At 47.0% G+C, this 25,106-nt stretch carries 18 protein-coding genes and 1 pseudogene; 12 read left to right on the top strand and 7 right to left on the bottom strand.

Annotated features, from left to right (window positions below):
* Window positions 1-101: 101 nt before the first annotated feature.
* Window positions 102-1,751, bottom strand: coding sequence for a peptide chain release factor 3 (gene prfC, locus NDA03_RS21815; protein ID WP_348239114.1), 1,650 nt, complete (start codon window positions 1,749-1,751; stop codon window positions 102-104).
* A 744-nt stretch (window positions 1,752-2,495) separates the two neighbouring features.
* Between prfC and NDA03_RS21810 the strand changes: the two genes are divergently transcribed.
* The 6 genes from NDA03_RS21810 to NDA03_RS21785 all read left to right on the top strand — a co-directional run bounded on the left by NDA03_RS21810 (window position 2,496) and on the right by NDA03_RS21785 (window position 9,607).
* Complete coding sequence (locus NDA03_RS21810) at window positions 2,496-4,715, top strand: PAS domain-containing protein (RefSeq protein WP_348239113.1); 2,220 nt, start codon at window positions 2,496-2,498, stop codon at window positions 4,713-4,715.
* 138 nt (window positions 4,716-4,853) lie between these two features.
* Window positions 4,854-5,198, top strand: a complete 345-nt coding sequence (locus NDA03_RS21805) for a DUF4870 domain-containing protein (RefSeq protein WP_348239112.1) — start codon at window positions 4,854-4,856, stop codon at window positions 5,196-5,198.
* 353 nt (window positions 5,199-5,551) lie between these two features.
* Window positions 5,552-6,535: an alpha-ketoacid dehydrogenase subunit beta gene (locus NDA03_RS21800; RefSeq protein WP_190523941.1), complete on the top strand. Its 984-nt coding sequence runs from the start codon at window positions 5,552-5,554 to the stop codon at window positions 6,533-6,535.
* Between the two features lie 137 nt (window positions 6,536-6,672).
* Complete coding sequence (secD, locus tag NDA03_RS21795) at window positions 6,673-8,091, top strand: protein translocase subunit SecD (protein WP_348239111.1); 1,419 nt, start codon at window positions 6,673-6,675, stop codon at window positions 8,089-8,091.
* Window positions 8,088-9,065 (top strand): protein translocase subunit SecF, encoded by a 978-nt coding sequence (gene secF, locus NDA03_RS21790; protein WP_190438399.1) that lies wholly within the window; start codon window positions 8,088-8,090, stop codon window positions 9,063-9,065. Before secD ends, secF begins: the two co-directional genes overlap by 4 nt.
* Before the next feature lie 125 nt (window positions 9,066-9,190).
* The gene (locus NDA03_RS21785; protein ID WP_190533779.1) at window positions 9,191-9,607 is read left to right on the top strand and encodes a hypothetical protein; all 417 of its coding nucleotides are present in this window, start codon (window positions 9,191-9,193) and stop codon (window positions 9,605-9,607) included.
* A gap of 29 nt (window positions 9,608-9,636) precedes the next feature.
* Here NDA03_RS21785 and NDA03_RS21780 read toward each other — a convergent pair whose 3' ends face one another.
* Window positions 9,637-11,511, bottom strand: a complete 1,875-nt coding sequence (locus NDA03_RS21780) for a PAS domain S-box protein (RefSeq protein ID WP_348239110.1) — start codon at window positions 11,509-11,511, stop codon at window positions 9,637-9,639.
* A gap of 396 nt (window positions 11,512-11,907) precedes the next feature.
* On the opposite strand from NDA03_RS21780, the gene NDA03_RS21775 reads away from it, so the two are divergent.
* The 4 genes from NDA03_RS21775 (at window position 11,908) to NDA03_RS21760 (ending at window position 14,944) form a co-directional block, all read left to right on the top strand.
* A complete protein-coding gene (locus NDA03_RS21775; protein WP_348239109.1) occupies window positions 11,908-12,711 on the top strand; it encodes a prolipoprotein diacylglyceryl transferase family protein in 804 nt (267 codons plus the stop codon).
* A gap of 117 nt (window positions 12,712-12,828) precedes the next feature.
* Window positions 12,829-13,080 (top strand): hypothetical protein, encoded by a 252-nt coding sequence (locus NDA03_RS21770; protein ID WP_348239108.1) that lies wholly within the window; start codon window positions 12,829-12,831, stop codon window positions 13,078-13,080.
* A gap of 67 nt (window positions 13,081-13,147) precedes the next feature.
* The gene (locus tag NDA03_RS21765) at window positions 13,148-14,572 is read left to right on the top strand and encodes a radical SAM protein (RefSeq protein WP_348239107.1); all 1,425 of its coding nucleotides are present in this window, start codon (window positions 13,148-13,150) and stop codon (window positions 14,570-14,572) included.
* A 54-nt stretch (window positions 14,573-14,626) separates the two neighbouring features.
* Window positions 14,627-14,944, top strand: coding sequence for a hypothetical protein (locus NDA03_RS21760; RefSeq protein ID WP_348239106.1), 318 nt, complete (start codon window positions 14,627-14,629; stop codon window positions 14,942-14,944).
* Window positions 14,945-15,352: 408 nt separating this feature from the next.
* Here NDA03_RS21760 and NDA03_RS21755 read toward each other — a convergent pair whose 3' ends face one another.
* The gene (locus tag NDA03_RS21755) at window positions 15,353-15,679 is read right to left on the bottom strand and encodes a hypothetical protein (protein WP_190676489.1); all 327 of its coding nucleotides are present in this window, start codon (window positions 15,677-15,679) and stop codon (window positions 15,353-15,355) included.
* 182 nt (window positions 15,680-15,861) lie between these two features.
* Entirely contained in the window at window positions 15,862-16,872 is a 1,011-nt protein-coding gene (locus tag NDA03_RS21750) for a phosphoribulokinase (protein WP_190414500.1), read from the bottom strand.
* Between the two features lie 563 nt (window positions 16,873-17,435).
* Between NDA03_RS21750 and petH the strand changes: the two genes are divergently transcribed.
* Entirely contained in the window at window positions 17,436-18,722 is a 1,287-nt protein-coding gene (petH, locus tag NDA03_RS21745) for a ferredoxin--NADP reductase (RefSeq protein WP_190429953.1), read from the top strand.
* 553 nt (window positions 18,723-19,275) lie between these two features.
* Window positions 19,276-21,162: an ATP-dependent zinc metalloprotease FtsH2 gene (ftsH2, locus tag NDA03_RS21740; RefSeq protein ID WP_348239105.1), complete on the top strand. Its 1,887-nt coding sequence runs from the start codon at window positions 19,276-19,278 to the stop codon at window positions 21,160-21,162.
* Window positions 21,163-21,277: 115 nt separating this feature from the next.
* Here the strand turns inward: ftsH2 and NDA03_RS21735 are convergent, their stop codons facing one another.
* The 3 genes and pseudogenes from NDA03_RS21735 to NDA03_RS21725 all read right to left on the bottom strand — a co-directional run.
* The gene (locus NDA03_RS21735) at window positions 21,278-23,317 is read right to left on the bottom strand and encodes an ankyrin repeat domain-containing protein (RefSeq protein WP_348239104.1); all 2,040 of its coding nucleotides are present in this window, start codon (window positions 23,315-23,317) and stop codon (window positions 21,278-21,280) included.
* Between the two features lie 170 nt (window positions 23,318-23,487).
* Window positions 23,488-24,876: a photosystem II reaction center protein CP43 gene (gene psbC / locus NDA03_RS21730; protein WP_190414496.1), complete on the bottom strand. Its 1,389-nt coding sequence runs from the start codon at window positions 24,874-24,876 to the stop codon at window positions 23,488-23,490.
* A gap of 117 nt (window positions 24,877-24,993) precedes the next feature.
* Window positions 24,994-25,106: pseudogene (locus NDA03_RS21725) on the bottom strand (photosystem II protein D2); the annotation flags it as partial.

Here is a 25,106-nt window from a genome sequence, read left to right as displayed (position 1 = left end):
CCGGCTCCGGCGGGACAGTGGCACCCAGCCTGAAACAGGCTGGGAAACATCAATCATGACCCAGGAAACCAGTGAGGTATTGGCTTTCACCAAGCGCTTGGTCAAAAATCTACTGGTTGTTGCCCCGCCGCTACAGGCGCTACAGAATTTAACTTCAACTCTGGATGATCCGCTTGCACCTGCTGACAATTCCATTCGTTTCGGAACAACAGCACCGGACGCCCCCAGCTATCCTTCACCGTCACGGTGTTGAAAAGACGTCCCACTTTTTGCAGAGCCTCCCAGCCACCGGCTACCCAACGAGCCACACTATAAGGCAATAATTCTGTGTGAGTTTCAACACCGTATTCATTCTGCAAGCGAAATTGCACTACCTCAAATTGCAATTGTCCCACCGCTGCTAGGATTGGGTCGCGTTTGCCTTCATCCACGGAGTACATGATTTGCACTGCACCTTCTTCCCGCAATTCCGAAACCCCCTTGTGGAATTGCTTGAACTTAGAAGGGTTGGGGTTTTTCAGATAAGCAAACAATTCCGGAGAGAAGCAGGGAATACCTTCGTACTCTAGCTTCTGACCCGTATAAATCGTATCGCCAATCGCAAAGACGCCAGGATTGTTCAATCCAATGACATCGCCGGGATACGCTTCTTCAATCGATTCTCTATCTTGGGCAAATAGTTTCTGAGGACGAGACAAGCGAACGGTTTTGCCAGTACGGGCATGATTCACTGTCATGTCTTTTTCAAACTTGCCGGTACAGACGCGCACAAAGGCTATCCTGTCGCGGTGCTTCGGGTCCATATTCGCTTGCAGCTTGAAGACAAAACCTGTGAATTCTGGGTAAGTAGGTGGAATTGCACCATTACTGCTTTGCCGGGAACCGGGTTTGAGGGCGTAGTCGAGAAACGCATCCAAAAATAACTCCACCCCAAAGTTGGTCATGGCGCTACCAAAGAACACGGGCGTCATTGTGCCTTGATGAACTAGGTTTAGATCCAGTTCTGAGCCAACGCCTTCAAGGAGTTCTAAATCTTCTTTGAGTTGATAGTAAAGTTCTTGGTCCAGCAGTTCTTCAATTCGAGGATCGCCCATATCTACAACGGTATCCAGCGCTTCACGCTTGCCATGTACGCTGCGCTCGAATAGGTGAATTTGCTGCTGCCGTCGGTCGTAGACGCCCTTGAAGCGATCGCCCATTCCTATTGGCCAGTTTACGGCATAGGTTTGCAATCCCAATTCCTGCTCAATTTCATCTAGCAGTTCCAATGGTTCCCGTCCGGGGCGGTCGAGTTTATTCACAAAAGTGAAGATGGGGATTTTTCTCATCCGGCATACTTCAAATAGCTTCCGTGTTTGCGGTTCCAAACCTTTCGCTGCGTCAATCAGCATCACCGCATTATCTGCTGCCGCCAGCGTCCGATACGTATCTTCACTGAAATCTTGGTGTCCCGGAGTATCCAGCAAATTAATCTGACAGTTGTGATATGCAAACTGCAACACCGTCGAGGTAATCGAAATTCCCCGCTGTTGCTCCATCTCCATCCAGTCAGAAGTCGCCTTTTTTTGCGCCCGACGCGCCTTCACCGCTCCCGCTTCGTGAATCGCACCTCCGTACAGCAACAGCTTTTCGGTCAGCGTCGTTTTACCCGCGTCGGGGTGAGAAATAATCGCAAAGTTACGCCGACGCTCAACCGCTGCTTGTATTTCAGATTGAGTGGTTGCTTCTGGGGACTGGAAATCAGTAAACATTCGGATGCCTGGTTCGGTACTTTCAACAAAAATTATAAAAGGTTAGATTGTGAAACGATGAAGCGTATCCGTATACAACAGACGGAACAACCCAAACCGGAGATAGCCTTTTTACTTTTATTCGTTCTAGGGTTCCGATTGGACTAAGACGCGATCGCTTCTTTCAGTAACATTCCCGATTAACAACTCTCACCCTCATCAAAAATTTAGATTCACTCCTGCTAGCCGCAATTCGCTAGCAGTTTTGTCTAAGGAGGTAAGTCCAATTAACCGGAAAACCTTGCCCATTCGCCTGCTGTGTTGACAAGCTTTGCTCCTCCATTCGCGAGAACCTAATGCTAACAGAGGAAACCTCTGTTTAGACTTTTCGCCCCGAAAAAGGGAGAAATTTTCTCTCTTTCGTCAATAAAAATTCTCACCCTTCTTCCCCCAACTGGTGGGTGAACTGAGAACGCAGGGAAGGTTCGTTTAAGGTTGCACTTTCTTTATATCTATCTACTTAATTTAATTCTAAGCCGATATATTCCGTTAATACTCGTCTCCTATCTAAAATTACGCACTGCTGACGAATCCAAATACAAGGCGCTAAGCAAAGCAAGTTTTTTTTTGAAGTTCTACGCTAAGAAACCAACCGTCTTTTTGCAAGAGCAAAACAACTGTAATTTATCCGGTGCAGACCTACCCATGCCAACTCTCGCAAGCGAGCGATATTCAGCTATAAAGTAGCAACCCCAAGGAGACTTTATGCCATCACTTTTGCACAATCTTTTTACTTCCGGGCAATTTATCCCGCACGGACACTGCTACTTATGGAAAACAGGGCTAGTGTGGCTGCATATTCTGTCAGATGGTTTAATCGCCCTGGCTTATTATTCAATTCCGCTGCTGTTGGTTTACATTGTCCGCAAGCGAGGCGATTTGCCCTTTGATTGGGTATTTCTGTTGTTTGGCAGCTTTATTATCGCTTGTGGGACAAGTCATGTGTTGGAAATCTGGACCCTATGGCACCCAATGTATTGGCTGTCAGGGTTGGTGAAAGCTGTAGCGGCTGTGATTTCTGTGGCGACAGGTATTGTATTGATGTCATTAATTCCTAACATCCTAGCACTGCCCAGTCCCGCTCAGATCGAGGAAGCCAACCGCCGACTGAAATCAGAAATTCAGGAACGTCAGCAGATAGAGGCGCAGCTGCGAAGTCAAGAATACTGGCTGAATACCCTGATTGATGCGGTTCCGAACGTGGTGAATATGAAAGACGGTGAAGGACGCTGGCTGATCTCGAATCAAGAAGGACTGAAGCTTTTTCAGCTCGAAGGTGTCGATTATCAGGGCAAGACAGACGCAGAACTAGAAGAGTATACAGAATTTTATCAGGAAGCTCTTTTTGGTTGTCAAGAATCCGATGAAAGAGCGTGGCGTGCAGAAACTATTAGCCATTACGAAGAAGAGATTTCATTACCCGATGGTTCAGCGAGGAAGTTTGATGTCGCCAAGGTGCCCTTATTCAACCCAGATGGAAGCCGTAAAGGGATTGTAGTCGTAGCAAGCGACATTACTCAACGCAAGCAAGTAGAGGCGGCATTGCGGGAAAGCGAAGCGAAAAATCGCGCCTTCATCCAAGCCCTACCGGATATGTTGTTTCGGATTTGCAGTGATGGGACTTTTATGGACTTTCAAGCGCCCAGAGAAGATGCTCTGGCGATGCCTCCCAGTCACTTTTTGGGGAAAAGCGTGTGGGAGGTATTACCTACCGAGTTGGCTGAAGCTACCATGTACAACGTATCGAAAGCGATCGCTTCCGGTGAAACACAACTCTACGAGTATCAAATGACTTCCATAGACGGCAACCAGCACGATTATGAGGCTCGGTATGCGCGTAGCTTAGAATCAGAAGCTTTGGTAATAGTACGCGATATTAGCGAACGGCAAGCCGCGCTTCGCGAACGCAAGCAGGCAGAAATTGCTTTACAAAAATCGGAAGCGCAATTAAGACAACAGACACTTCATCTAGAAAAAACCTTATGTGAGTTGAAACAAACCCAATCTCAATTGATTCAGAGCGAAAAAATGTCTAGCTTGGGTCAATTGGTTGCTGGTGTTGCTCACGAAATTAATAACCCTATTAACTTTATTTACGCCAATCTAATTCACACCGACGAATATACAAAAGAATTACTACATCTGATTCGCCTCTATCAGCAACACAATTGCGAACCTGTTCCTGAAATTGCCGCAGTCGTGGAGAACCTTGACTTAGATTTTCTTCAGGAAGACTTACCCAAAATGCTGTCCTCAATGAAGGCGGGGACGAACCGTATCCGCGGAATTGTCTTATCGTTGCGAAACTTCTCGCGCTTGGATGAGGCAGAGGTGAAGGCGGTTAATCTCCACGAAGGCATTGACAGTACGCTGCTGATCTTGCAAAACCGCTTGAAAGGGAAACTGGGACGCCCAGCGATTGAAATTATTAAAGAGTATGGCAATCTGCCCCCCATCGAGTGTTATGCGAGGCAACTGAATCAAGTATTTATAAATACCATCACCAATGCAATTGATGCCTTAGAAGAGGCAGAGGCACAGAGGCGCAGAAGTGCAGAGGAGAATTTGGTACACTCTCCCCAGCAGCTTTGTTCCCCAGCGTCCCTGCCTTGGATTCGGATTCGCACTGAAGTTCAAGACGATCGTCAAGTTGTGGTTCGGATTTCTGATAATGGTCTTGGGATAACGGAGGAGGTACGCCAAAAGCTTTTTGACCCCTTCTTTACAACTAAACCTGTTGGTAGCGGCACAGGTTTGGGGTTATCTATCAGTTATCAAATTGTAGTCGAAAAACACGGCGGCAGCTTGAAATGCATTTCAGCACCGGGACAGGGGGCAGAGTTCGCGATCGCGATTCCAATTCGGCAGCAACATCAGCAAACGACTGCGGTCAGTGACCGAAATTCTGCGGCTGTTTCAGGATAACTTCTCTCTGCTTTAGTACCAGAAGCTTTTGTGCCTTTCGGGTACGGAAAGCCGTTCGCTAGCGTGCGGCTCACCCCCAGCGATCGCGTGTTAGAGTCTTGACTAGAGGCAACGCAAGAGAAGCATTAGGGGGTTTTGATGTACGACATGGACAAGCGGAAGTTGTTGTCGGTACTATCTCATGGCTCGATCTTTTTTAGCACGACACTGGTGTCTATCGGCATACCTGTTGCGATGTTATTTGTATCCGATGATCCAGTTGTGAAAGACAATGCCAAAGAAGCAATCAACTTTCACTTCAATGTTTGGTTCTATGGAGCGATTATTGCCTTCTTAACTTTTATCACCCTTGGTTTATTGGGCTTTATCCTCGGACCTATCGGGTTTGTCGTTCATTGGGCACTGACGATTCTGGCAATTACTCACTGTTTGGGGAATCCGGATCAACCCTACCGCTATCCCTTCACCTTCCGCCTGCTTTAAAAAAAGGTTCTAACGTTTGATAGGGGATTTTTGATTGCCATGCCCCTACAGATGTATGGCTCCCAAACCGGAATTGAACTAGAGATTCGTTGGGTTTTAAAAGGTGCTTGAAGTCAAGAATGCTGTAGGTTGATAATCGTAATTTTCCAATAAAAACCCGTTTTCTTTGAGAAGGCGGGTTTTGCATATTTTTAAAGTTTTGTCAATACTGCGATTAATTTTACGATGAACAAAGTGCGATCGCTTCCGGTTCCCCAATCCAGAGCGATGTGCGATCGCTAGCAAAATTCTAGAGCCTGAAGAGGTTAAAATCCTAATCTGACCCGATCAAACTCCTCTCCTCTACTGTACCGATGGCAGAAACTTTATTCTTCAACGCCCTCCGCGCAGCCATAGACGAAGAAATGGCCCGCGACTCAGCCGTATTTGTCCTTGGTGAAGATGTCGGTCACTATGGCGGCTCGTACAAAGTCACCAGAGACCTGTACAAAAAATATGGTGATCTGCGCGTACTCGACACCCCCATTGCCGAAAACAGCTTCACCGGCATGGCAGTAGGTGCTGCAATGACAGGTCTCAGACCGATTATTGAAGGCATGAACATGGGCTTTTTGCTCCTTGCCTTTAACCAAATTTCTAACAACGCTGGAATGCTGCGCTATACTTCCGGCGGCAACTTCAAAATTCCGATGGTGATTCGGGGGCCAGGTGGCGTCGGTCGTCAATTGGGTGCCGAACACTCTCAGCGCCTAGAAGCTTATTTCCAAGCAGTACCGGGTTTAAAAATTGTCGCCTGCTCCACACCTTACAACGCCAAAGGATTGTTAAAGGCAGCCATCCGCGACGATAATCCGGTTTTATTCTTTGAACACGTCCTCCTCTACAACTTGAAAGAAGATTTACCAGAGGAAGAATATGTGCTGCCCTTAGATAAGGCAGAAGTGGTGCGGCAAGGTAAGGATGTCACGATCCTGACTTATTCGCGGATGCGTCACCATGTTATGCAAGCGGCAAAACAGATGGAAAAAGAAGGTTTCGATCCAGAAGTGATTGACCTGATTTCCCTCAAACCACTGGATTTCGATACCATCGGCGCTTCCGTCCGGAAAACCCACCGGGTGATTATCGTAGAGGAATGCATGAAAACCGGCGGGATTGCGGCAGAATTGACAGCCTCAATTAACGATCGGCTGTTTGATGAGCTAGATGCACCTGTTCTGCGGCTATCTTCCCAGGATATCCCCACACCTTATAATGGAACGCTGGAGCGGTTGACGATTGTCCAACCCGAGCAAATTGTGGAAGCCGTGCAAAAGATGATGGCACTCCAAGTGTGATCGGTCATTAGTCCTTAGTCCCTAGTCTGAGTCAATTGCCAATGACGAATGACTAATGACTAATGCCCGCTGACAATCAATCCGGATCGACCAGCCCAAAAGGGATTATCATAGCATTTGTTTGAGCGGGTCGTGGTATGCAGAGACAGCGTTCTTTATTAGCCTTAATTCTGGTTCTGGTGATTGCTTCTATCACCGTGCTTGCCAGGATTCCAATTCGGCTGGGATTAGACCTTCAAGGGGGATCGCAACTGACGCTTCAGGTGAAACCCACTGAAGGCAAAGAAATCACGCGAGAAGATTTAGAAGCAGTTCAGAAAGTCGTAGAGAACCGGATTAACGGTCTTGGAGTCTCTGAAGCAATTGTGCAAACGGTCGGACAAGACCAGGTTTTGGTGCAGCTACCGGGGGTCAGCGATCCGGAGCAAGCAGAACGGGTGCTGGGTGGCACTGCTCAATTGGATTTCCGCGAACAAAAACCGGGTTCGGAAACCCAGTTGCAAATTGAACAACAGCTGCGACGGGAATTAAAAGCGAAGCAGGATGAGTTGAGAAAGACGAAAGACGAAGCGGAGATCGCTAAAAATCAGGAAGCTCTCCAGCGGAGTAACCAAGCGATCGCAGCTTTGTTTGAGCGCACCAACCCCCCACTTACAGGCAAAAACCTCACAGGAGCCACCGCTCGACCTTTTCAGACGAGCGACAACTGGAGTGTCAACATTTCCTTTGATCCTGAAGGAGGCGGACGCTTTGCCCAGTTGACCAAAAATATTGCTGGGACGGGACGCACTTTGGGAATCTTCTTAGATGAAGAACTGCTCAGCGCTGCTACCGTTGAAGTGAAGTATGCCCAAGAAGGCATCAGCGGCGGCGGTGCCGAGATTACAGGCAACTTTAGCTTAGAAGAAGCCAACGAGCTGGTCGTCCAGCTGCGGGGCGGTGCCCTACCCTACCCAGTGGAAATCATTGAAAACCGTACCGTGGGGGCAACCCTGGGGCGAGATAGTATCCAAAGCAGTATTTACGCCTCTATCGGTGGTCTGATTTTGGTATTGATCTTCATCGGCGTCTATTACCGCTTACCGGGGGCAATTGCTGGGATAGCGCTAGTCATTTATTCGCTATTGTGCTTATCTGGCTTTGTTTTACTCGGCGTTACTTTGACTCTCCCTGGGATTGCTGGTTTTATTCTCAGTATCGGGATGGCAGTCGATGCCAATGTACTGATTTTTGAGCGGACGCGGGAAGAATTAAGAGCCGGGAAGAGTTTATATCGTTCGGTAGAATCTGGTTTTTATCGGGCATTTTCCAGCATTTTGGACGGTAACGTCACAACGTTAATTGCTTGTGGGTTTATGTTTTGGCTGGGTTCGGGTCTGGTAAAAGGCTTTGCCCTGACGCTAGCAATCGGAGTCTTAGTGAGTATGTTTACAGCAATTACCTGTAGCCGTACCCTACTCATGACAGCGATCAGCTTTCCAGAATTACGCAAGCCACAATGGTTTTGTCCGAATTTGCAGGCGTCAAGGAAGTCTGAGCCAGAGGTAGGGTCATGAAATTAAATCTAATCAAACGGCGATCGCTCTGGTGGACGATTTCTGCCGTCCTGATCCTGAGTGGACTGATTGCGATGGTAATCAACTGGACGCAGATCGGTGCGCCGTTACGTCCCAGTCTAGATTTTGTCGGCGGTACGCGGTTGCAGTTTGAACTCGATTGTTCTAAACCAAACAACTGCGATCGACCGATTGATATCGCGACGGTTCGGGAAGCGATCGCAGCTCAGGGTTTGGGTGACAGTAGCATCCAAGCGTTAACCAGGAACGCTCAAGGGCAAACTCAGCCGGGTGTGTCTATTCGCACCAAAGCGTTGAATGTTGACCAACGCACCAAGCTGCAAAATGCCTTAAACCAACTCAGAGCCTTCGATCCCCAAAAGACTCAGATAGACACGGTGGGGCCGACTCTCGGACGCCAGTTATTTGCCTCTGGTTTACTGGCGATCTTGCTCTCCTTTGTGGGTATTTTTGTTTACCTGACCTTTCGCTTCCAGTTCGACTACTCCTTGTTCGCCTTTGTTGCCTTGCTCCACGATGTTTTGATCACCCTAGGGTTTTTCGCCATCTTGAGCTTGGTGTTCGGTACTGAAGTCGATAGCTTATTTGTCGTCGCTATCTTGACGATCATCGGTTTCTCAGTCAACGATACGGTGGTGATCTACGACCGGGTTCGGGAAGTCATTAAACTGAATCCTGGAGAGCATATTAACCAGATTGTCGAAGACGCGGTTAATCAAACCCTGACTCGCTCGATCAACACTACATTTACGGTGTTGTTGACTTTGTTTTCCATCTTTTTCTTTGGTGGAGAAACGCTGAAAAACTTTGCTTTAGCGCTGATTGTTGGGTTTGCCGCTGGTGCTTATTCCAGTATCTTCATTGCGAGTACCCTTTTAGCTTGGTGGAGAGAACGGACGGGTCAAGCGATCGCTATTGCGGCAACGGAACCCAAAGCTTCTGATGAAATCTGAAGGGCATAAGGCAAGAAGCAATGAATCAGGCAAGAGACGATCGCTGGGAGCAAGGGCGCAGAGGAGCTGGAGAGCCGGAGAGCGGGGAAGTACAGGATAATCTAGATTCAACTTCTCCTCTACCCCTGTGCCCTTCTGAACCTCTGACCCGCAACCCCCTCAGCCATGCCGATGATCCAAGCTTCCAACAGCAAGTGCAAAGGTTACACCGGCTGACTGTCTACGGCAGGTGGTTGGTCGCCGGGTTGCTTTGGATTACCATTGGTCCCTTGAGTCTCTGGGGCTTGCGCTACCCAATTTTTCTATTGCGGGAATACTTTACCTGGGCGGCAGTGCGATATGGACTTTATTACAATCCACTGCCAGCTCTGGGACTTGCTTTGTGCATTGGCATGACAGCTTCTGTATTGGTGTGGCAAAGCCGGAATATTTTACTAGGAATATCCAGTCGGGAACAACATCGCTTAGAGCAACAGGTATATCGGATTCGCCAGCAAGGACAAAGTCACCCGCTTTGGAAGTGGGTTTGTCAAGTCAATTAAAACTTTAATTTCTAACTTTTAATTGTTTCTCAGGCGCACCGAGACAGAGCTGGTTCCGAACGAGTCTGCCGAATCGGAATTTCAATTAAAAACTCTGCCCCCTTTCCCGGTTCGGAAACACAAGTCAATTGACCGCCGTGCTTTTCGACGACAATCTGATAGCTAATGGACAAGCCGAGTCCCGTACCTGTGCCTATCGGTTTCGTGGTAAAGAAGGGGTCAAATAACTTACGACGGACTTCCTCGTTCATCCCAGGGCCATTATCAGCAATCCGGATGGCGATGCGATCGCTGTCTTTGACCTCGGTACAAATCCGAATACAAGACTGAGGAGCCGGGGAGCCAGAAAGCCAGGGAGATACCATCTCCTGTGCCCCTTTGCTTCTGGGTCCCTCTGCCTCCTCCAGGGCATCAATCGCATTATTGAGGATATTCATTAATACCTGGTTGAATTGACCGGCATAGCACTCCACCAATGGTAGGTCGCCATATTCTTTAACGACCTCGATCGCCGGATGGGTAGCGGTAGCTTTTAAGCGGTCTTGCAGCAATCTCAGAGTGTTGTCAATGCCTTCGTGAATGTTGACCGACTTCTTTTCTGCTTGGTCATGGCGCGAGAAGTTCCGCAGAGAGGCGACAATTTGCCGAATGCGGTCAGCCCCTAACTTCATTGAGGAGAGCAGTTTCGGCATATCTGCGATCACGAAATCGAGATCGATTTCATCTATCAGATCCTGGATTTCCTCAGGGGGTTCGGGGGAGTGTTTTCCATAAAGTTGCAACAAGTCGATCAAGCTTTGAATATAGTGAATGGCGTAGTCGAGATTCCCGTAGATGAAACTGACGGGATTGTTGATTTCGTGGGCAATACCAGCCACCAATTGCCCCAGACTGGACATTTTTGCACTTTGAATCAGCTGGGTTTGAGTTTGTTTTAATTCGCTTAAGGCTTGTTTTAGCTTTGCTGCTTTTTCTCGCAATTGCGCTTCTGATTGTCGCAAAGCTTTCTCCGCTTGCTGACGCTCTTTAACTTCCCTCTTTAGAAGCTCATTGGCGGCTTTTAATTCAGCGGTGCGTTCCTCGACTCGTCTTTCTAAGTCGTTATTTGCTTGTTCCAGCGCTGCTTGCGATCGCTTGCGTTCGGTGATATCCCTCGTTATTGTGGCAAAGCCGCGCAGCCGTCCATCTTCACTTCGTAAAGCTGTCACGACAACATTTGCCCAAAACTGCGACCCGTCTTGGTGTAAGCGTAAAGTTTCCCATTCACACCGACCGTCTAATGCTGCCTTTTGTAGAACTTGCTCAGGTTTGCCGCTCCTGCCCTCGCTGGAAGGAAAAAAGCAGGAGAAATGCCGACCAATAATTTCCTCTGCCTGATACCCGTTCAGCCTCTCCGCCCCTTTGTTCCAACTAATAACTTTCCCGCTGGTATCGAGCATATAAATTGCATAGTCTTTGACATTTTTGATTAACAAGCGGAAACGCTCTTCGCTTTGCCGCAGTTCCTCTTCTGCCTGTTTGCGCTCGGTAATGTCACGGGCAGCGGCGTAAATTAATTGTTCTTCCGCGCACAGGGCGGCATTCCACAGCAGCCATTTGTAAGTCCCATCTTTGCAGCGAAAGCGGTTTTCAAAAGTGACCGTCTCCCCGGTGCTGGATAGTTCCTGCAATTGAACCAGAGTAGATTCCCGGTCTTTGGGATGAATAAATGCAATCCACGGCTTGGCTAGAAATTCCTCAGATGTGAACAGGAGCGTTTTTTCGCACATCGGGTTCAGTCGCTTGAAATAGCCGTCGAAACCAGCGATGAAAAACATATCCAGTGAGAGCGTGAAGAAACGATTATTCTCTGCTTCCACTTTGCTGCTCTCGGTAATTGGGGATTCTGCCGCTGGGATTGCCATTTTTCACTTTACCTACCTAGTTCGCTCAAATCATCTCCTTGATGCTTTCCCTGATGTTGACGGAGACTCTAGTCCTGATTAATTCTCAAATCTGGCGATGCATGTTTACACATCATATAGTTTTTTATTTATTACTTGACAGTTATTAACAATTTTTATGCGGAAGATTTAGATTTTGCATGTAAAATGCCTTGCCATATATTGCTGGCAAGAAATTTTTAATCCTTTAGCAGAGGATAGCAATCTTCTGTGAAGAGTTCCAGGAAATATAGCTTCTACAAGCTTGGGTGGGTATGATATCGTCTAGGCAACCTCTGTCTAGCTCCAGGCAACAGGGCTTGTCGGGTATATTTTCAAGCCACGAGGAGGCACTATCCGCAAGCGGAGATACAAATAATGAGTTTCCCGGTTTATTTGTGGCTGGGTTCGGTGCGGATTCACCCTCATATTTTGTTTGAGTCGTTGGCGTATGCGATCGCATTCCGTTTATTAATCAATAATGCCCGCAAAGACGCGATCGCACCCACGCAGCGCAGTTCGGTAATTGTCGGTGGCTTGGTAGGGGCGCTAGTTGGTGCGAAAGCGCTGGTTTTACTACAGCACATCGATTTAATTGGGAATAATTGGCAACTATTCTTTTTGGTTCTCCTTCAAGGAAAAACGGTCGTAGGGGCGTTACTCGGTGGATTGATTGGTGTAGAAATTACCAAGAAAATGATTGGTGTCAATCGATCTACCGGCGATGTTTTTGTTTATCCCTTGATTGTGGGAACGGCGGTGGGACGGATTGGCTGCTTTTTGACGGGATTAAGCGATCGCACTTACGGCATTTCCACTCATTTACCTTGGGGAGTAGATTTTGGTGATGGCATTCCCCGGCATCCGACTCAATTATATGAAGTTATTTTTTTACTAATTTTAATGATATTTTTACAAATTCGCAGCCGCTACCATCGGCAAGAAGGCGAATTATTTAAGTTTTACATGGTTTCTTATTTAAGCTTTCGTCTATTAATTGATTTCATTAAGCCAGATTTTCATCCCATCTACGGGCTAAGCGCCATTCAGATTGCTTGTTTATTGGGAATTTTATATTATCGGAACAGCATTCTAAAATTGTTCGTTTTTGAATCATCTAATGCAATTTACTGTCAAGGGAAATCAAGAAAAAGTAATCATTCGCATTCAAGGGATAAATAATCTCATTGCAGACGATTATTGGGATAGAAATTGGATTAATTCAGAAATTGAGATAATCTTACCTGGCTATCACGCTAATTTTTGGGTGATATACGGACTGAGGAAATATTTATTTTCTTGGAACAACTTAAAGAGATATCTCAAACGCTATCTGGTATTGCAGAGCTAAATACAATGGAAGGATTGATAAACCTAAAAGCAGAAATTAATAATTTAGGACACATCCAATGGACTGGAAAAACAACTTATCCAATTGGTAATGGCAACACTTTAACCTTTAATTTCTCTAACGATCAATCTTTCCTCTCAAATCTTATAACTGAGTTGCAAATGATAACGAAGTATTTTTCTATAATTGGAAACCTGTGAATCCATACACCTAGAATCAATCAGGAAAGCTGCTCAACCGATTGTAATCATTTTAACAAAAAAATATATGCCTACTCGAAACTACCTTTTCTATGCTTTAACTAACAGCGTTTGCTCTAAATGTCTCGTCAAAGTAGAGGCAAAAATTATCTTTCGAGATGATTGCGTTTACCTGGTAAAGCACTGTCCTACCCACGGACATCAAGAAGTCTTAATTGCTGATGATATCGATTATTACAAACTCTCCCAGGAATTTATCAAACCAGGGGATATGCCGCTTAAATTTAATACTCCCATAAAATATGGCTGCCCCTATGACTGCGGACTTTGCCCCGATCACGAACAACATAGCTGTTTAACTTTAGTAGAAGTAACAGATCGCTGCAATCTTTCCTGCCCAATTTGTTACGCAGATTCGGGCACAGAAGAAGTTTCTCAACATTCCAGTCAATCCCGGCGTCATCGCACCTTAGAGCAAATTGAAAGGATGATTGATGCGGTGGTGGCGAATGAAGGAGAACCCCAGGTTGTGCAAATTAGTGGGGGCGAACCAACGATTCATCCAGAGTTTTTTAAAATTCTGGATATTACTAAAAGTAAGCCAATTCGCCATTTAATGATCAATACCAATGGTATTAGAATTGCCAAAGACCGAAATTTTTGCGATCGCTTAAGTCAATATATGCCCGGAATTGAAGTCTATCTCCAATTTGATAGCTTTGAGGCGGCAGCATTAGAGGAGTTACGTGGGGCAGATTTGCGAGAGATTCGGGAACAAGCGATCGCGCATCTCAACGAGTTTAACATCTCGACAACTTTGGTCGTTACCCTGAAAAAAGGGCTAAACGACGGCGAAATCGGCAAAATCATTGAATACGCCTTGCAACAGCGATGCGTGCGGGGTGTTACCTTTCAACCGATTCAGGCAGCAGGGCGTCTGGAGGGATTTGAGCATGAGCGCGATCGCTACACTCTCACAGAAGTCCGTCGCTCTATCTTACAGCAGAGTCCCTATTTTAAACCAGAAGATATTCTCCCAGTTCCTTGCCATCCCGATTGTTTAGCAATGGCTTACGCGCTAAAAGTTAAGGGCAAAGTGATACCCTTAACTGGACTTTTGGAGCCAAATAATTTTGTAAAAATCATGCCTAATTCTGTTCTTTATGAACAGGATGATGAGCTAAAGCGAAATATTTTTAATCTGTTTTCCACTAGCCATTCACCCGCATCTTCTGCAACATCTTTAAAACAGTTACTTTGTTGCTTGCCACTACTACCTGTTCCTGAAGGAATTACCTACGAAAATATATTCCGAGTGATGATTGTACAGTTTCTTGACCCCTTTAACTTCGATGTCCGTTCTGTAAAACGTTCCTGCATCCACATTGTCCATCCCGATGGGAGGATTATTCCATTTGATACGTTTAATATGTTTTACCGAGAGGGAAGTGCTGGATATCACTTGGTTAATAATCGTCCGGCATTGGTTTAATTGATATATAACCATTATTAACAACAAATATTAATTTGATTCAGCAGGAGTTTTATGGAACATCAAAATGAATTTCTTGGGGTACTTTCCGGAATGCTGTTGTTATTAGGTATGCATCTTATCGCCGGTCTAGCAGTATTTTTAGTAAGTTTTCCTATTGCTGCTTTGCTAGGAGGAGGATACGCTATTTTAATCGTTTGGGCGTTTTTTGCTATTTCTATATTCTTATGGCAGCTTTTATATGTGATTCCGCTTATTTTTTGGCTAAGACGGCGACAGCGAGGGGCAATGGTGAAAGGGGTGATTATTTGTGCAGTTCTTACCGCTTTATTAAATGGAGCCTGCTATTTACTGTACTTTAGTCCTAAATAAAACGCTAAATTTTATAACACCCTAATATAGCAGCAATAATTTCATGTTTATAAGAACAAAATTATGCGCTCAAGGAATGAAATCACTGAAATGATTAGCAGTATATTCTTACTATTAGGAATACATATTTTAGTTTTGGTTATCTTAGGATTTTTATCGTCTATAATCGTGAATTTATTGTATATTTATACGATCGCTTAAATTGTAGCAATATTAATTTTTTCTATTGGATTGTCTCAACTTCTGTATGTAGTCCCAATAATTTTTTCTCTAAGACGGCAACAAAGATGGGGATTGATGAAAGGAGTTATTCTTGGTGCAGTTCTCACTGCTTTACTCAACGGTGGTTGCTGGCTCTTAATCCTTTCGGTAAGCCGGTAAACATTATAATTCCCCGACCCAGCAGCACTATATTGAGTGGCTGCTATTCGCACCTTTCTCCCTCTTCTTTTCGATTTTGAAAGAAATAGGACGAGGCGATTGAGGCGTGAGGTTCGATGAAGATTGGCTATAAACAGAACGCATAGCTGGCGGCGTCTGGTCTTTAATCGGCGCTGGTTCGTCTTCGTGGCTTCGCAAAAAAGGAAAGCTAGATAGTTTGTCGTAGTTAGATGCGATCGCTAAAAACGCACCTCCCAGAATATACACCGGCAACGGCAGCGTGAACTGTTTCAACCACTGATAGATTTCTGCAAAGCCAAACAGCAGCAAAAAACTGGCAACCCACACTCTCATATTTCTACTCAACCCAATCCCAAAATTTATATCTCTATTAAAACCTAGATACCTAAAATAAAATGCGAGAGCCTTTTGTCAGTCTCTCGCGTCAGCAATTCACTTAGATAGCCCTTGCTAGAAGGCTTTGAACGCAGTCGTAGGGACTCACGAGCGTGCATCCCTACCCTTGGGGGTCTAGTTTATACTTTCGTCGCTGCCAACGGTTGGCTCTTTCCAGACGTTAACCGCTCGTAGGTTGCCCGCATCTTCAGACCGACCAGCACTTGGAACAAGCCAGTTCCGTTATTAGAGCCTGGATATTCCCGATGCTTGAGCAACAGTTCGGTCAGTTCCCCGTGGTACTTAGCCGCAGTCTTGCTGAGGTGGCTTTCAATGTAGATGACTTCCTCTAGCTTGTCGAACTGACCATCTACTTCCAGAACGGACACCTCATGACCATAGTAAGAGTCTGGGCCATAGTACATCTTGATGCCAGGGTAGCCGCAGGTTAGCTTACGACCGCAGGGTCTCCAATCAATCGTAGACCCTTCATCAAATAGATAAGCTGGCTCAAAACCTTCCACGCCATCGCGCTGAAGCAAGCGCACCCGCAGGATTTGACCTACCTTCTCTTCCTTGACTAATTGCGTCGGCAACACCTGGATCACAACGTCAGCGTGTTCCTTCTGCGGCTCGATGTAGGCAGTAAAATCTGGGCGGCGAGCGTTGATGGCAGCGAGTACGTCTTCGTAACGGTGCCCGCGCTCAGCCATATCCCGCTGAATCTTCCAGGCAATCTTAACGTCATCGCTGATGTCGAGATAAACGCTGAAGTCGAGGAGCGATCGCACCCGCTCATCATACAAAGGATGAAGCCCCTCAATCACAATAATATGGTTAGGATCGACTCGCTCTGGAGGATCGATCTCGCCGGTTTCGTGGTTGTAAATTGGCTTTTCAATGGACTGACCGTTCTTGAGCGCTTTGATCTGCTCGGCCATCAGATCGAAGTTATTCGCCTTTGGGTTCAGCGCCGTAATTCCAGTTTCTTTGCGCTGTTTCCGATCCAGGCTATGGTAATCGTCCAGGCAAATCACCGTGACGAAATCTTCCCCAAACAAATCTGTTAATCGGCGCAAAAATGTAGATTTACCGCATCCGGAGTCTCCAGCAACACCAATTAGAACCACGCGATCCAGCTGACTGGTCATAGCTTCCCTCTAACGCAAAAAATTTTTTCTCATTGAGTTTTAAGCAATCTAAATCCTCAGCCCGGAGGGCACCCCGTTGGTTACTCTTGCAGCTCTTGCGACACAGCAAGAAGGCATAACCAGTAGGAGCTTACAGCACCCTAGAGTAAGGCCCGTTGGGGAAGACTCAAGCTTCGTCCAGTAAGTATTTAATACTAGATGTTACACAGTATCTTACCAGAACGGGATAGACGCTACAAGCTAACCCCAGTGGAATCATCTCGCTCAGTATTTATGCTACGGCGTGCCGTGCATTTTTAGAAAGGAAAAATTAAATTGACTCAATGGAGACATTATTTAAATAAATTGCTGGCTACCCTAAAAAAAGCTAGCGAAGGGTTTCCCAATCGCCATCCGGCGAGGAAGAATATCCCTAATATTAGCGACGTTAACTATCCAGAAACTATCCAGATTCAGTCATTGCCCTCTTTTACCTGCCCTCGGTCAGCAGAGCGATATGTGGTGGAAAGACCGCTTTGTAGCAGAATGTTAACAGAAGGTGGGTTCGGAGATATTTAAGAGCAATGTACAATTCCACAGCAGCCAACGGTACTGCCAATTCAGAATCTGGTAGCCGCGTCTTTGTTTATGAAGTGGTGGGCCTGCGTCAGAACGAAGCAACTGACAACGTAAACTACCCGATTCGTCGTAGTGGCAGCGTGTTTATCACAGTGCCCTACAATCGCATGAATCAAGAAATGCAACGGATCGCTCGTTTGGGCGGCAAAATTGTCAGCATCCACCCTCTGGGTGCTGACAACGGAGCAAATGGCTCTAAGGGTAGCTCCCCCAGCTCCCCTGCTGCCGCAAGCGTTGAGTCAAGTGCAACGAATGCTCCTGCCACTTCGCAAACCGTCGCACAGGACACTCAAGCACCAAAAGAGAGTAAGCCTATGACTCAAGCGAAGGAAAAAACGGAAAAAGATATTCCCGTTAATATCTACCGCCCGAATAATCCCTTTATTGGTAAGTGTCTGAGTAATGAAGAGTTAGTTGGTGAGGGTGGGATCGGCACCGTTCGTCACCTGATCTTTGACATCTCCCAAGGGGATCTCCGTTATTTAGAAGGTCAAAGTATTGGCATCATCCCGCCGGGAAATGACAACAAGGGCAAACCCCACAAACTAAGACTGTACTCGATTGCCTCGACTCGTCATGGCGACAAGGTTGATGACAAGACTGTATCGCTGTGTGTCCGGCAACTAGAGTATAAGCATCCAGAAACGGGCGAAATGGTCTATGGTGTTTGCTCCACCCATCTGTGCAATCTCCAGGTTGGGGACGATGTGAAAATTACCGGACCAACTGGTAAAGAAATGTTGTTACCAGAAGATCCGAATGTCAACGTGATCATGTTGGCAACCGGAACGGGTATTGCGCCATTCCGCGCTTACCTGTGGCGGATGTTCAAGGAAAATGAAAGAGCAGTTAACACCGACTACGAATACAAGGGTTTAGCTTGGCTCATTTTCGGGATTCCCACCAGCCCCAACATCCTGTACAAGGAAGAACTTGAAGAACTGCAACAGCAGTACCCTGAAAACTTCCGCCTCACCTATGCCATCAGCCGGGAACAGAAAAACCCCGAAGGCGGCAGAATGTACATTCAGGATCGGGTGGCTGAACACGCTGATGAACTCTGGAAAATGATTCAGCAAGAGAATACCCACACCTATATCTGCGGTTTGAAGGGTATGGAAGGGGGCATTGATGAAGCCCTCTCCGCCGCTGCTGCCAAGGATGGGGTGACTTGGAGCGAATACCAAAGAACGATCAAGAAGGCTGGTCGTTGGCACGTAGAAACCTACTAGGTTACTACTGGCTGGAAGTCCTGCCTAGTCGTCTCTCCTTGACTCTCATAAAAACCCAGTTTCTTAAAGAAACTGGGTTTCTCAGTTTGATGGCGCTCGCTTCAAGCCAACTGGCGCGTCTGTCTTACCAGAATTGAAACTGGGAAGCAGGCGCGTCAATCCTTTGGAGGAAGGTTATTTTCCTGATTCATTGCAAGATATTCAGGCGTGGGCGTAGATTCGCACAGATGAATATCTGCAATGATTATTTTCTCTTGACAAAAGTCCTCAAAGGATATAACCAAAGCAGTCAGTTGATCCAATGATGAGAATTAAGTTAAATTTAATTAAGTTCACGTTTAAGGTGCCAATGTTCGCCCTATAGGGACAAGCCTAAATGTCCTGGTGGTAGCAAATCCAGCTTTTGGCTGGGATTTTCTGCCTAAAGTCTTGCTCAATTAGGTAAAAAAAGGAATGTTTCAGTTCCTTCAATCAGCTCTCATCCCTTGTTTGTGATAACGCTTTATCTGCGCTGAATCTGCTTCTATTAGCCGTATCTAGAGACAACCGATTTATGAAATTTTCCTGGAGAATATTAGTACTTTGGACATTACCCGCCTTAGTCATAGGGTTTTTCCTCTGGCAAGGGGCATTTGCTGCTGCTCCCACCGATATGGGCAAAAACACTGCTAGTACCCGCATGACCTATGGGCGCTTTCTGGAATACCTAGATGCCCAAAGAGTTACCAGTGTTGACCTCTACGATGGGGGTCGGACAGCAATTGTCGAAGCCGTCGATCCGGATCTGGATAACCGCATCCAACGGCTGCGGGTAGATTTGCCAACAACTGCCCCAGAATTGATTGCTAAGCTCAGAAACGCAAATATCAGCTTTGATACCCATCCCGCTCGCAATGATGGAGCGATCTGGGGATTTTTGGGGAATTTAATTTTTCCGATTTTGTTGATTGCTGGGCTGTTCTTCCTATTCCGTCGCTCTAGCAACATTCCTGGCGGTCCTGGGCAAGCCATGAACTTCGGGAAATCAAAAGCTAGATTTCAGATGGAAGCCAAAACCGGCGTCAAATTTGACGACGTCGCCGGAATCGAAGAAGCCAAAGAAGAACTCGAAGAAGTCGTCACCTTCCTCAAACTCCCAGAGAAATTCACCGCCGTAGGTGCGAAAATTCCCAAAGGCGTCCTGTTAATTGGCCCTCCAGGAACCGGGAAAACATTACTCGCCAAAGCGATCGCAGGGGAAGCTGGGGTTCCCTTCTTCAGCATCTCCGGCTCGGAATTTGTGGAGATGTTCGTCGGCGTCGGTGCATCCCGCGTCCGCGACTTATTCAAAAAAGCCAAAGAAAACGCTCCCTGCTTAATCTTCATCGATGAAATCGACGCCGTCGGACGGCAAAGAGGCGCAGGCATCGGCGGTGGGAACGACGAACGGGAACAAACCCTCAACCAGCTCTTGACAGAAATGGACGGGTTTGAAGGCAATACCGGAATTATTATCATTGCCGCGACCAACCGTCCCGATGTTCTGGATTCAGCGCTGTTGCGTCCGGGACGGTTTGACCGACAAGTGATGGTGGATGCACCGGATCTCAAGGGACGCCTTGCCGTTTTAGAAGTCCACGGACGGAACAAAAAAATTGCTCCCGAAGTTTCCTTAGAAGCGATCGCCCGACGCACCCCAGGCTTTACAGGTGCTGACTTAGCGAACCTGCTCAACGAAGCCGCCATTCTGACCGCTCGTCGTCGCAAAGAAGCCATCACAATGATGGAAATCAACGACGCCGTTGACCGGGTGGTAGCGGGGATGGAAGGCACGCCGCTAGTGGATAGCAAGAGCAAGCGACTGATTGCCTACCACGAAGTAGGACACGCGATCGTCGGTACCCTAGTGACCGACCACGACCCAGTCCAAAAAGTCACCCTCGTGCCACGAGGTCAAGCGCGTGGCTTAACCTGGTTCACTCCCAATGAAGATCAAGGCTTAATCTCCAGATCCCAGCTATTGGCACGCATTACCGGCGCTTTAGGCGGACGTGCGGCAGAGGAAGTCATCTTTGGCGATTCCGAGATTACGACTGGTGCTGGCGGAGACTTGCAACAGGTGACCGGGTTGGCACGGCAGATGGTGACGCGGTTCGGAATGTCTACCCTTGGCCCACTGTCGCTAGAAAGCCAAAGTGGTGAAGTGTTCTTGGGACGCGATTGGACGAGCCGTAGCGAGTATTCTGAGGAAATTGCTTCCCAGATTGATGTGCAAGTGCGGTCAATTGTCGCTAAATGCTACAAAGATGCCTGCAAGATCATGAGCGACAACCGGGAAGTCATCGATCGACTCGTAGACTTGTTGATTGAGAAGGAAACCATTGACGGTGAAGAGTTCCGCCAAATTGTTGCTGAGTACACAGATGTACCAGAAAAAGAGCAATTTGTGCCGAGTCTGTAAATAGTTTTGAGTTTTGAATTAATTCATAACTCTTGAGAATATGGGGATGAGGTGACTCATCCCCGTTTTTTGTTTGTGCTGGGAGGAAGGTGAATGCGATCGCGATATCTTCCCATTAAAAATTTTGCGACTTAGTAGCACCCGCTTGCTTGAGTAATTCAATCACCTCGGCGTGTTGTCTACCTTTGTGATGCCCTTTCATCCTGCCCAACTCAGCATATTCAAGTGCATTACAGTAATCTTCAACTCTCGCATTCACATCTGCACCCGCTTCTACCAAGGCGCGAACGATATCAAGGTATCCCTGAGAGGCAGCATGGAGTAGCGGATTAAAAGAGCCAGCGAAGGCTCTTTTGTTTACGCCTGCACCAGCTTCAATCAGCATCCTCACGATTTCATCATGCCCTCTTGAAGCTGCATTGCATAACGCGGTGCTATTCGTCCTGCGATTAACGTCTGCGCCTGCTTGAATTAACGCTCTAACCTGTTCGGCATTTCCGTCAGAGGCTGCTTGAATTAAGGCAATATCATTCATTCCCCCTTCTGAAGCACCCGCTTGTTTGAGCAGGCGAACAATTTTACGATGTCTGCTAGCCTCTGCCAACATCATTGTTGTATTACCATCATCATCTGTGGCATCAAGGTCTGCACCTGCTTCTATCAAAGCCTGAGTTGAATCGGCATAACCAGCCATAGCAGCACACATCAGAGCGGTACGACCATCCTTACCTTTGAGATTGATATTCGCCCCCGCTTCCACTAACATTTTGACCATCTCAGCGCGTTTTCCTGTTGCGAAAAAGCTTCCAGCTACGTGCATCAAAGCGGTTTTCCTTTCACCGAGTCCATCTTCTTCGCTCACAATATCTAACTCAGCACCTGCATCAATTAGAATTTGAACTACAGGAATACGGACGTAATGAGCCGCATACATTAGGGCAGTTTGACCGTTAGAGCCAATGGCATTGATGTCTATCCCCTTCTCAATGGCTGCTTTTACCGCTTCGACTTTTCCAAACATTGCCGCCTCAATGAAGTCTTCTACATCCTTCTTCTGTAACCGCTCCTTTTTCTTGACCCCTTTCTCAATTTCTCTCTCCCCATACTTGCGGATATCTTCAGAAACCAAAGGATACAGATAGTCGTAAATTTCACGATGCCCGCTATAGGCTGCGTAGAGCAAAGGAGTATTAGAGTGTTCGTACCAAGCATTAACATCAGCTCCTGCTTCTACCAGCATTTGCACCATCTTAAATTGACCGTTGTTAGCCGCCGCCATTAATGCTGTGTAATCGCCTTTGGGGTAGTTGATATCTACGCCAGCCTTGAGCAGAAGCTGCATGATTTCTATATCTCCGTTTGCCGCAGCTAATGCTAGAGAAGTATCGCAACTGCGTCCTCCTCGAGGATTAACGCCTGCCTCTAGAAGAGCGCGAACGATCTCCACTTGTCCACGCTCAACTGCCATGCCTAAAGGTGTGTACTCGCAATCCCACCCACATTTATTGACTTCAGCACCAGCAGCAATGAGAGCGCGGACAATCTTAAGCTGTCCGTGTTTGGCAGCAACTACGAGAGGAACCGGAACATCCCAAGCTGTTGGATTGACCTCAGCTCCTGCTTTAAGCAAAGCTTTTACAATTTCAACATGACCGGAAGCGATCGCTGCTATCAATGCCGTTTTTTCTTCCCCCTCATCAAAATTTTCCTCTTCGTCAAACTCTACACCTTCATCTTGGGAGGAGTTTTGCTGCTCATTGGTACTCGCACTATTGACGTTCTTTTCATTGGAAAAAGCATCAACGAACTGCGTAAAGCCTGCATAAAAGCCTTTTGCTTGATCGGGAGCATCTTCAAGCGCTTCGCTTATCATCTCGCCTAGACTGGCATTTCCCGGTACTGATGACACAGAAATCGTTGGGTTAAACTTGAGACTTTTAGCTATTCCAGACTTAGCATTGACATCTGTCCCTGCTGCCAGCAAAGCCTTAACTATATCTAAGTTGCCAATCCTAGAGGCTAATACCAGTGGATGCTGACCTTTGACATCTTTGCTGTTAGCATCAATTCCAGAGTTTAGAAGTTGACGAACTTGTTCAACATTAGATAACTGAATTGCCGCAAATAATCTTTCGATTTTGTTTTCAGCCTTCACAAGCTTTCTGCACTCCAATATTGCACAGCGGGGGAATTGATGCCGATAGCGTAGCCCTGATTTGAGGCAGCGTCCACCGTGATTTCACCAATAACAAAAAAGGCTCCTGCTTTGACACAGGAGCCTTTTCATTTATCAGTTATAAGTCTCTAATTCAAAACTCAAACTAATTAGTCGAGGTCAGGCATAGATAGCACTGGCTCGGTTTCACGGTCAATTCCTTTCTCGAAACCAGCAGCAGCAGCGCGGGCGCGACCGGCGTGCCACAAGTGACCAACTAGGAAAAAGAAACCCATGACAAAGTGGAAACAAGCCAACCAAGAACGGGGAGACACGTAGTTAAACGAGTTGATCTCCGTAGCAACACCACCCACAGAGTTCAGCGAACCCAGAGGAGCATGGGTCATGTACTCAGCAGCGCGTCGCGCTTGCCAAGGTTGAATGTCGTTCTTGATCTTGTTCAGGTCAAGACCATTGGGACCGCGTAGCGGCTCTAGCCAAGGACCACGGAAATCCCAGAAGCGCATTGTTTCACCACCGAAGATGATTTCGCCGCTAGGAGAGCGCATCAGGTATTTACCTAAGCCAGTTGGACCTTGTGCAGAACCGACGTTAGCACCTAAGCGCTGGTCGCGGATCAGGAAGGTCATTGCTTGAGCTTGAGAAGCTTCAGGGCCAGTGGGGCCGTAGAATTCGCTGGGATAAACAGTGTTGTTAAACCAAACGAAGCAAGAGGCAATGAAAGCCATCAAGGACACAGCACCGATGCTGTAGGAGAGATAAGCTTCTCCAGACCAGATCAAGGCACGACGTGCCCATGCAAAAGGCTTGGTGAGAATGTGGAAAATGCCACCAGCAATGCAAATCAGACCAACCCAGATGTGACCGCCGACGACATCTTCCAGGTTATCAACGCTAACAATCCAGCCGTCGCCACCAAAAGGAGACTTTAGCAGGTAGCCGAAGATCACTGCTGGGTTGAGCGTAGGACTGGTAATGACGCGAACATCACCACCACCAGGTGCCCAAGTGTCATATAAACCACCAAAGAACATTGCCTTAATCACCAACAGGAAGGCACCGATTCCCAAGAGAATCAGGTGAATCCCGATAATGGTGGTCATTTTGTTCTTATCTTTCCAGTCGTAGCCAAAGAAGCCGGAGTATTCTTCCAGAGTTTCCGGACCGCGAATTGCGTGGTAAATTCCACCCAAGCCCAGAACGGCGGAGGAAATCAGGTGCAAAACACCAACGACAAAGAAGGGGAAAGTGTCGATCACTTCTCCACCTGGACCCACACCCCAGCCTTGAGAGGCTAGGTGAGGCAGCAGGATTAATCCCTGTTCGTACATCGGCTTTTCGGGCACAAAGTGAGCGACTTCAAATAAAGTCATCGCTCCAGCCCAGAAGACAATCAGACCAGAGTGGGCAACGTGAGCGCCCAGCAGCTTACCAGACAGGTTGATCAGACGGGCGTTACCCGCCCACCAGGCGAATCCAGACGACTCTTGGTCGCGTCCGGCACCTGATACGAAACCACTATTAAATGACGTTTGCACGGGGTAAAACCTCTATTGTCATTAACCAAACAAGGTACCGACTTTAAGACTTAAGATTTTAGATTTTAGATTTTAGATGAATAACTATCCAAAATCTAAAATCCAAAATCCAAAACTTTACAGTGCGTTACCGCGAGGCAGAACCTCTTCAGGGAAGATAAAGTTCTCGTGGGGTTGATCCTGAGGAGCCATCCAAGCCCGGATGCCCTCATTGAGGAGAATATTCTTGG

Source organism: Trichocoleus sp. Lan, from assembly GCF_039961855.1.
In the GTDB taxonomy this organism is placed as follows: domain Bacteria; phylum Cyanobacteriota; class Cyanobacteriia; order Cyanobacteriales; family FACHB-T130; genus FACHB-T130.
This window is presented reverse-complemented; position numbering and strand designations above follow the sequence as displayed.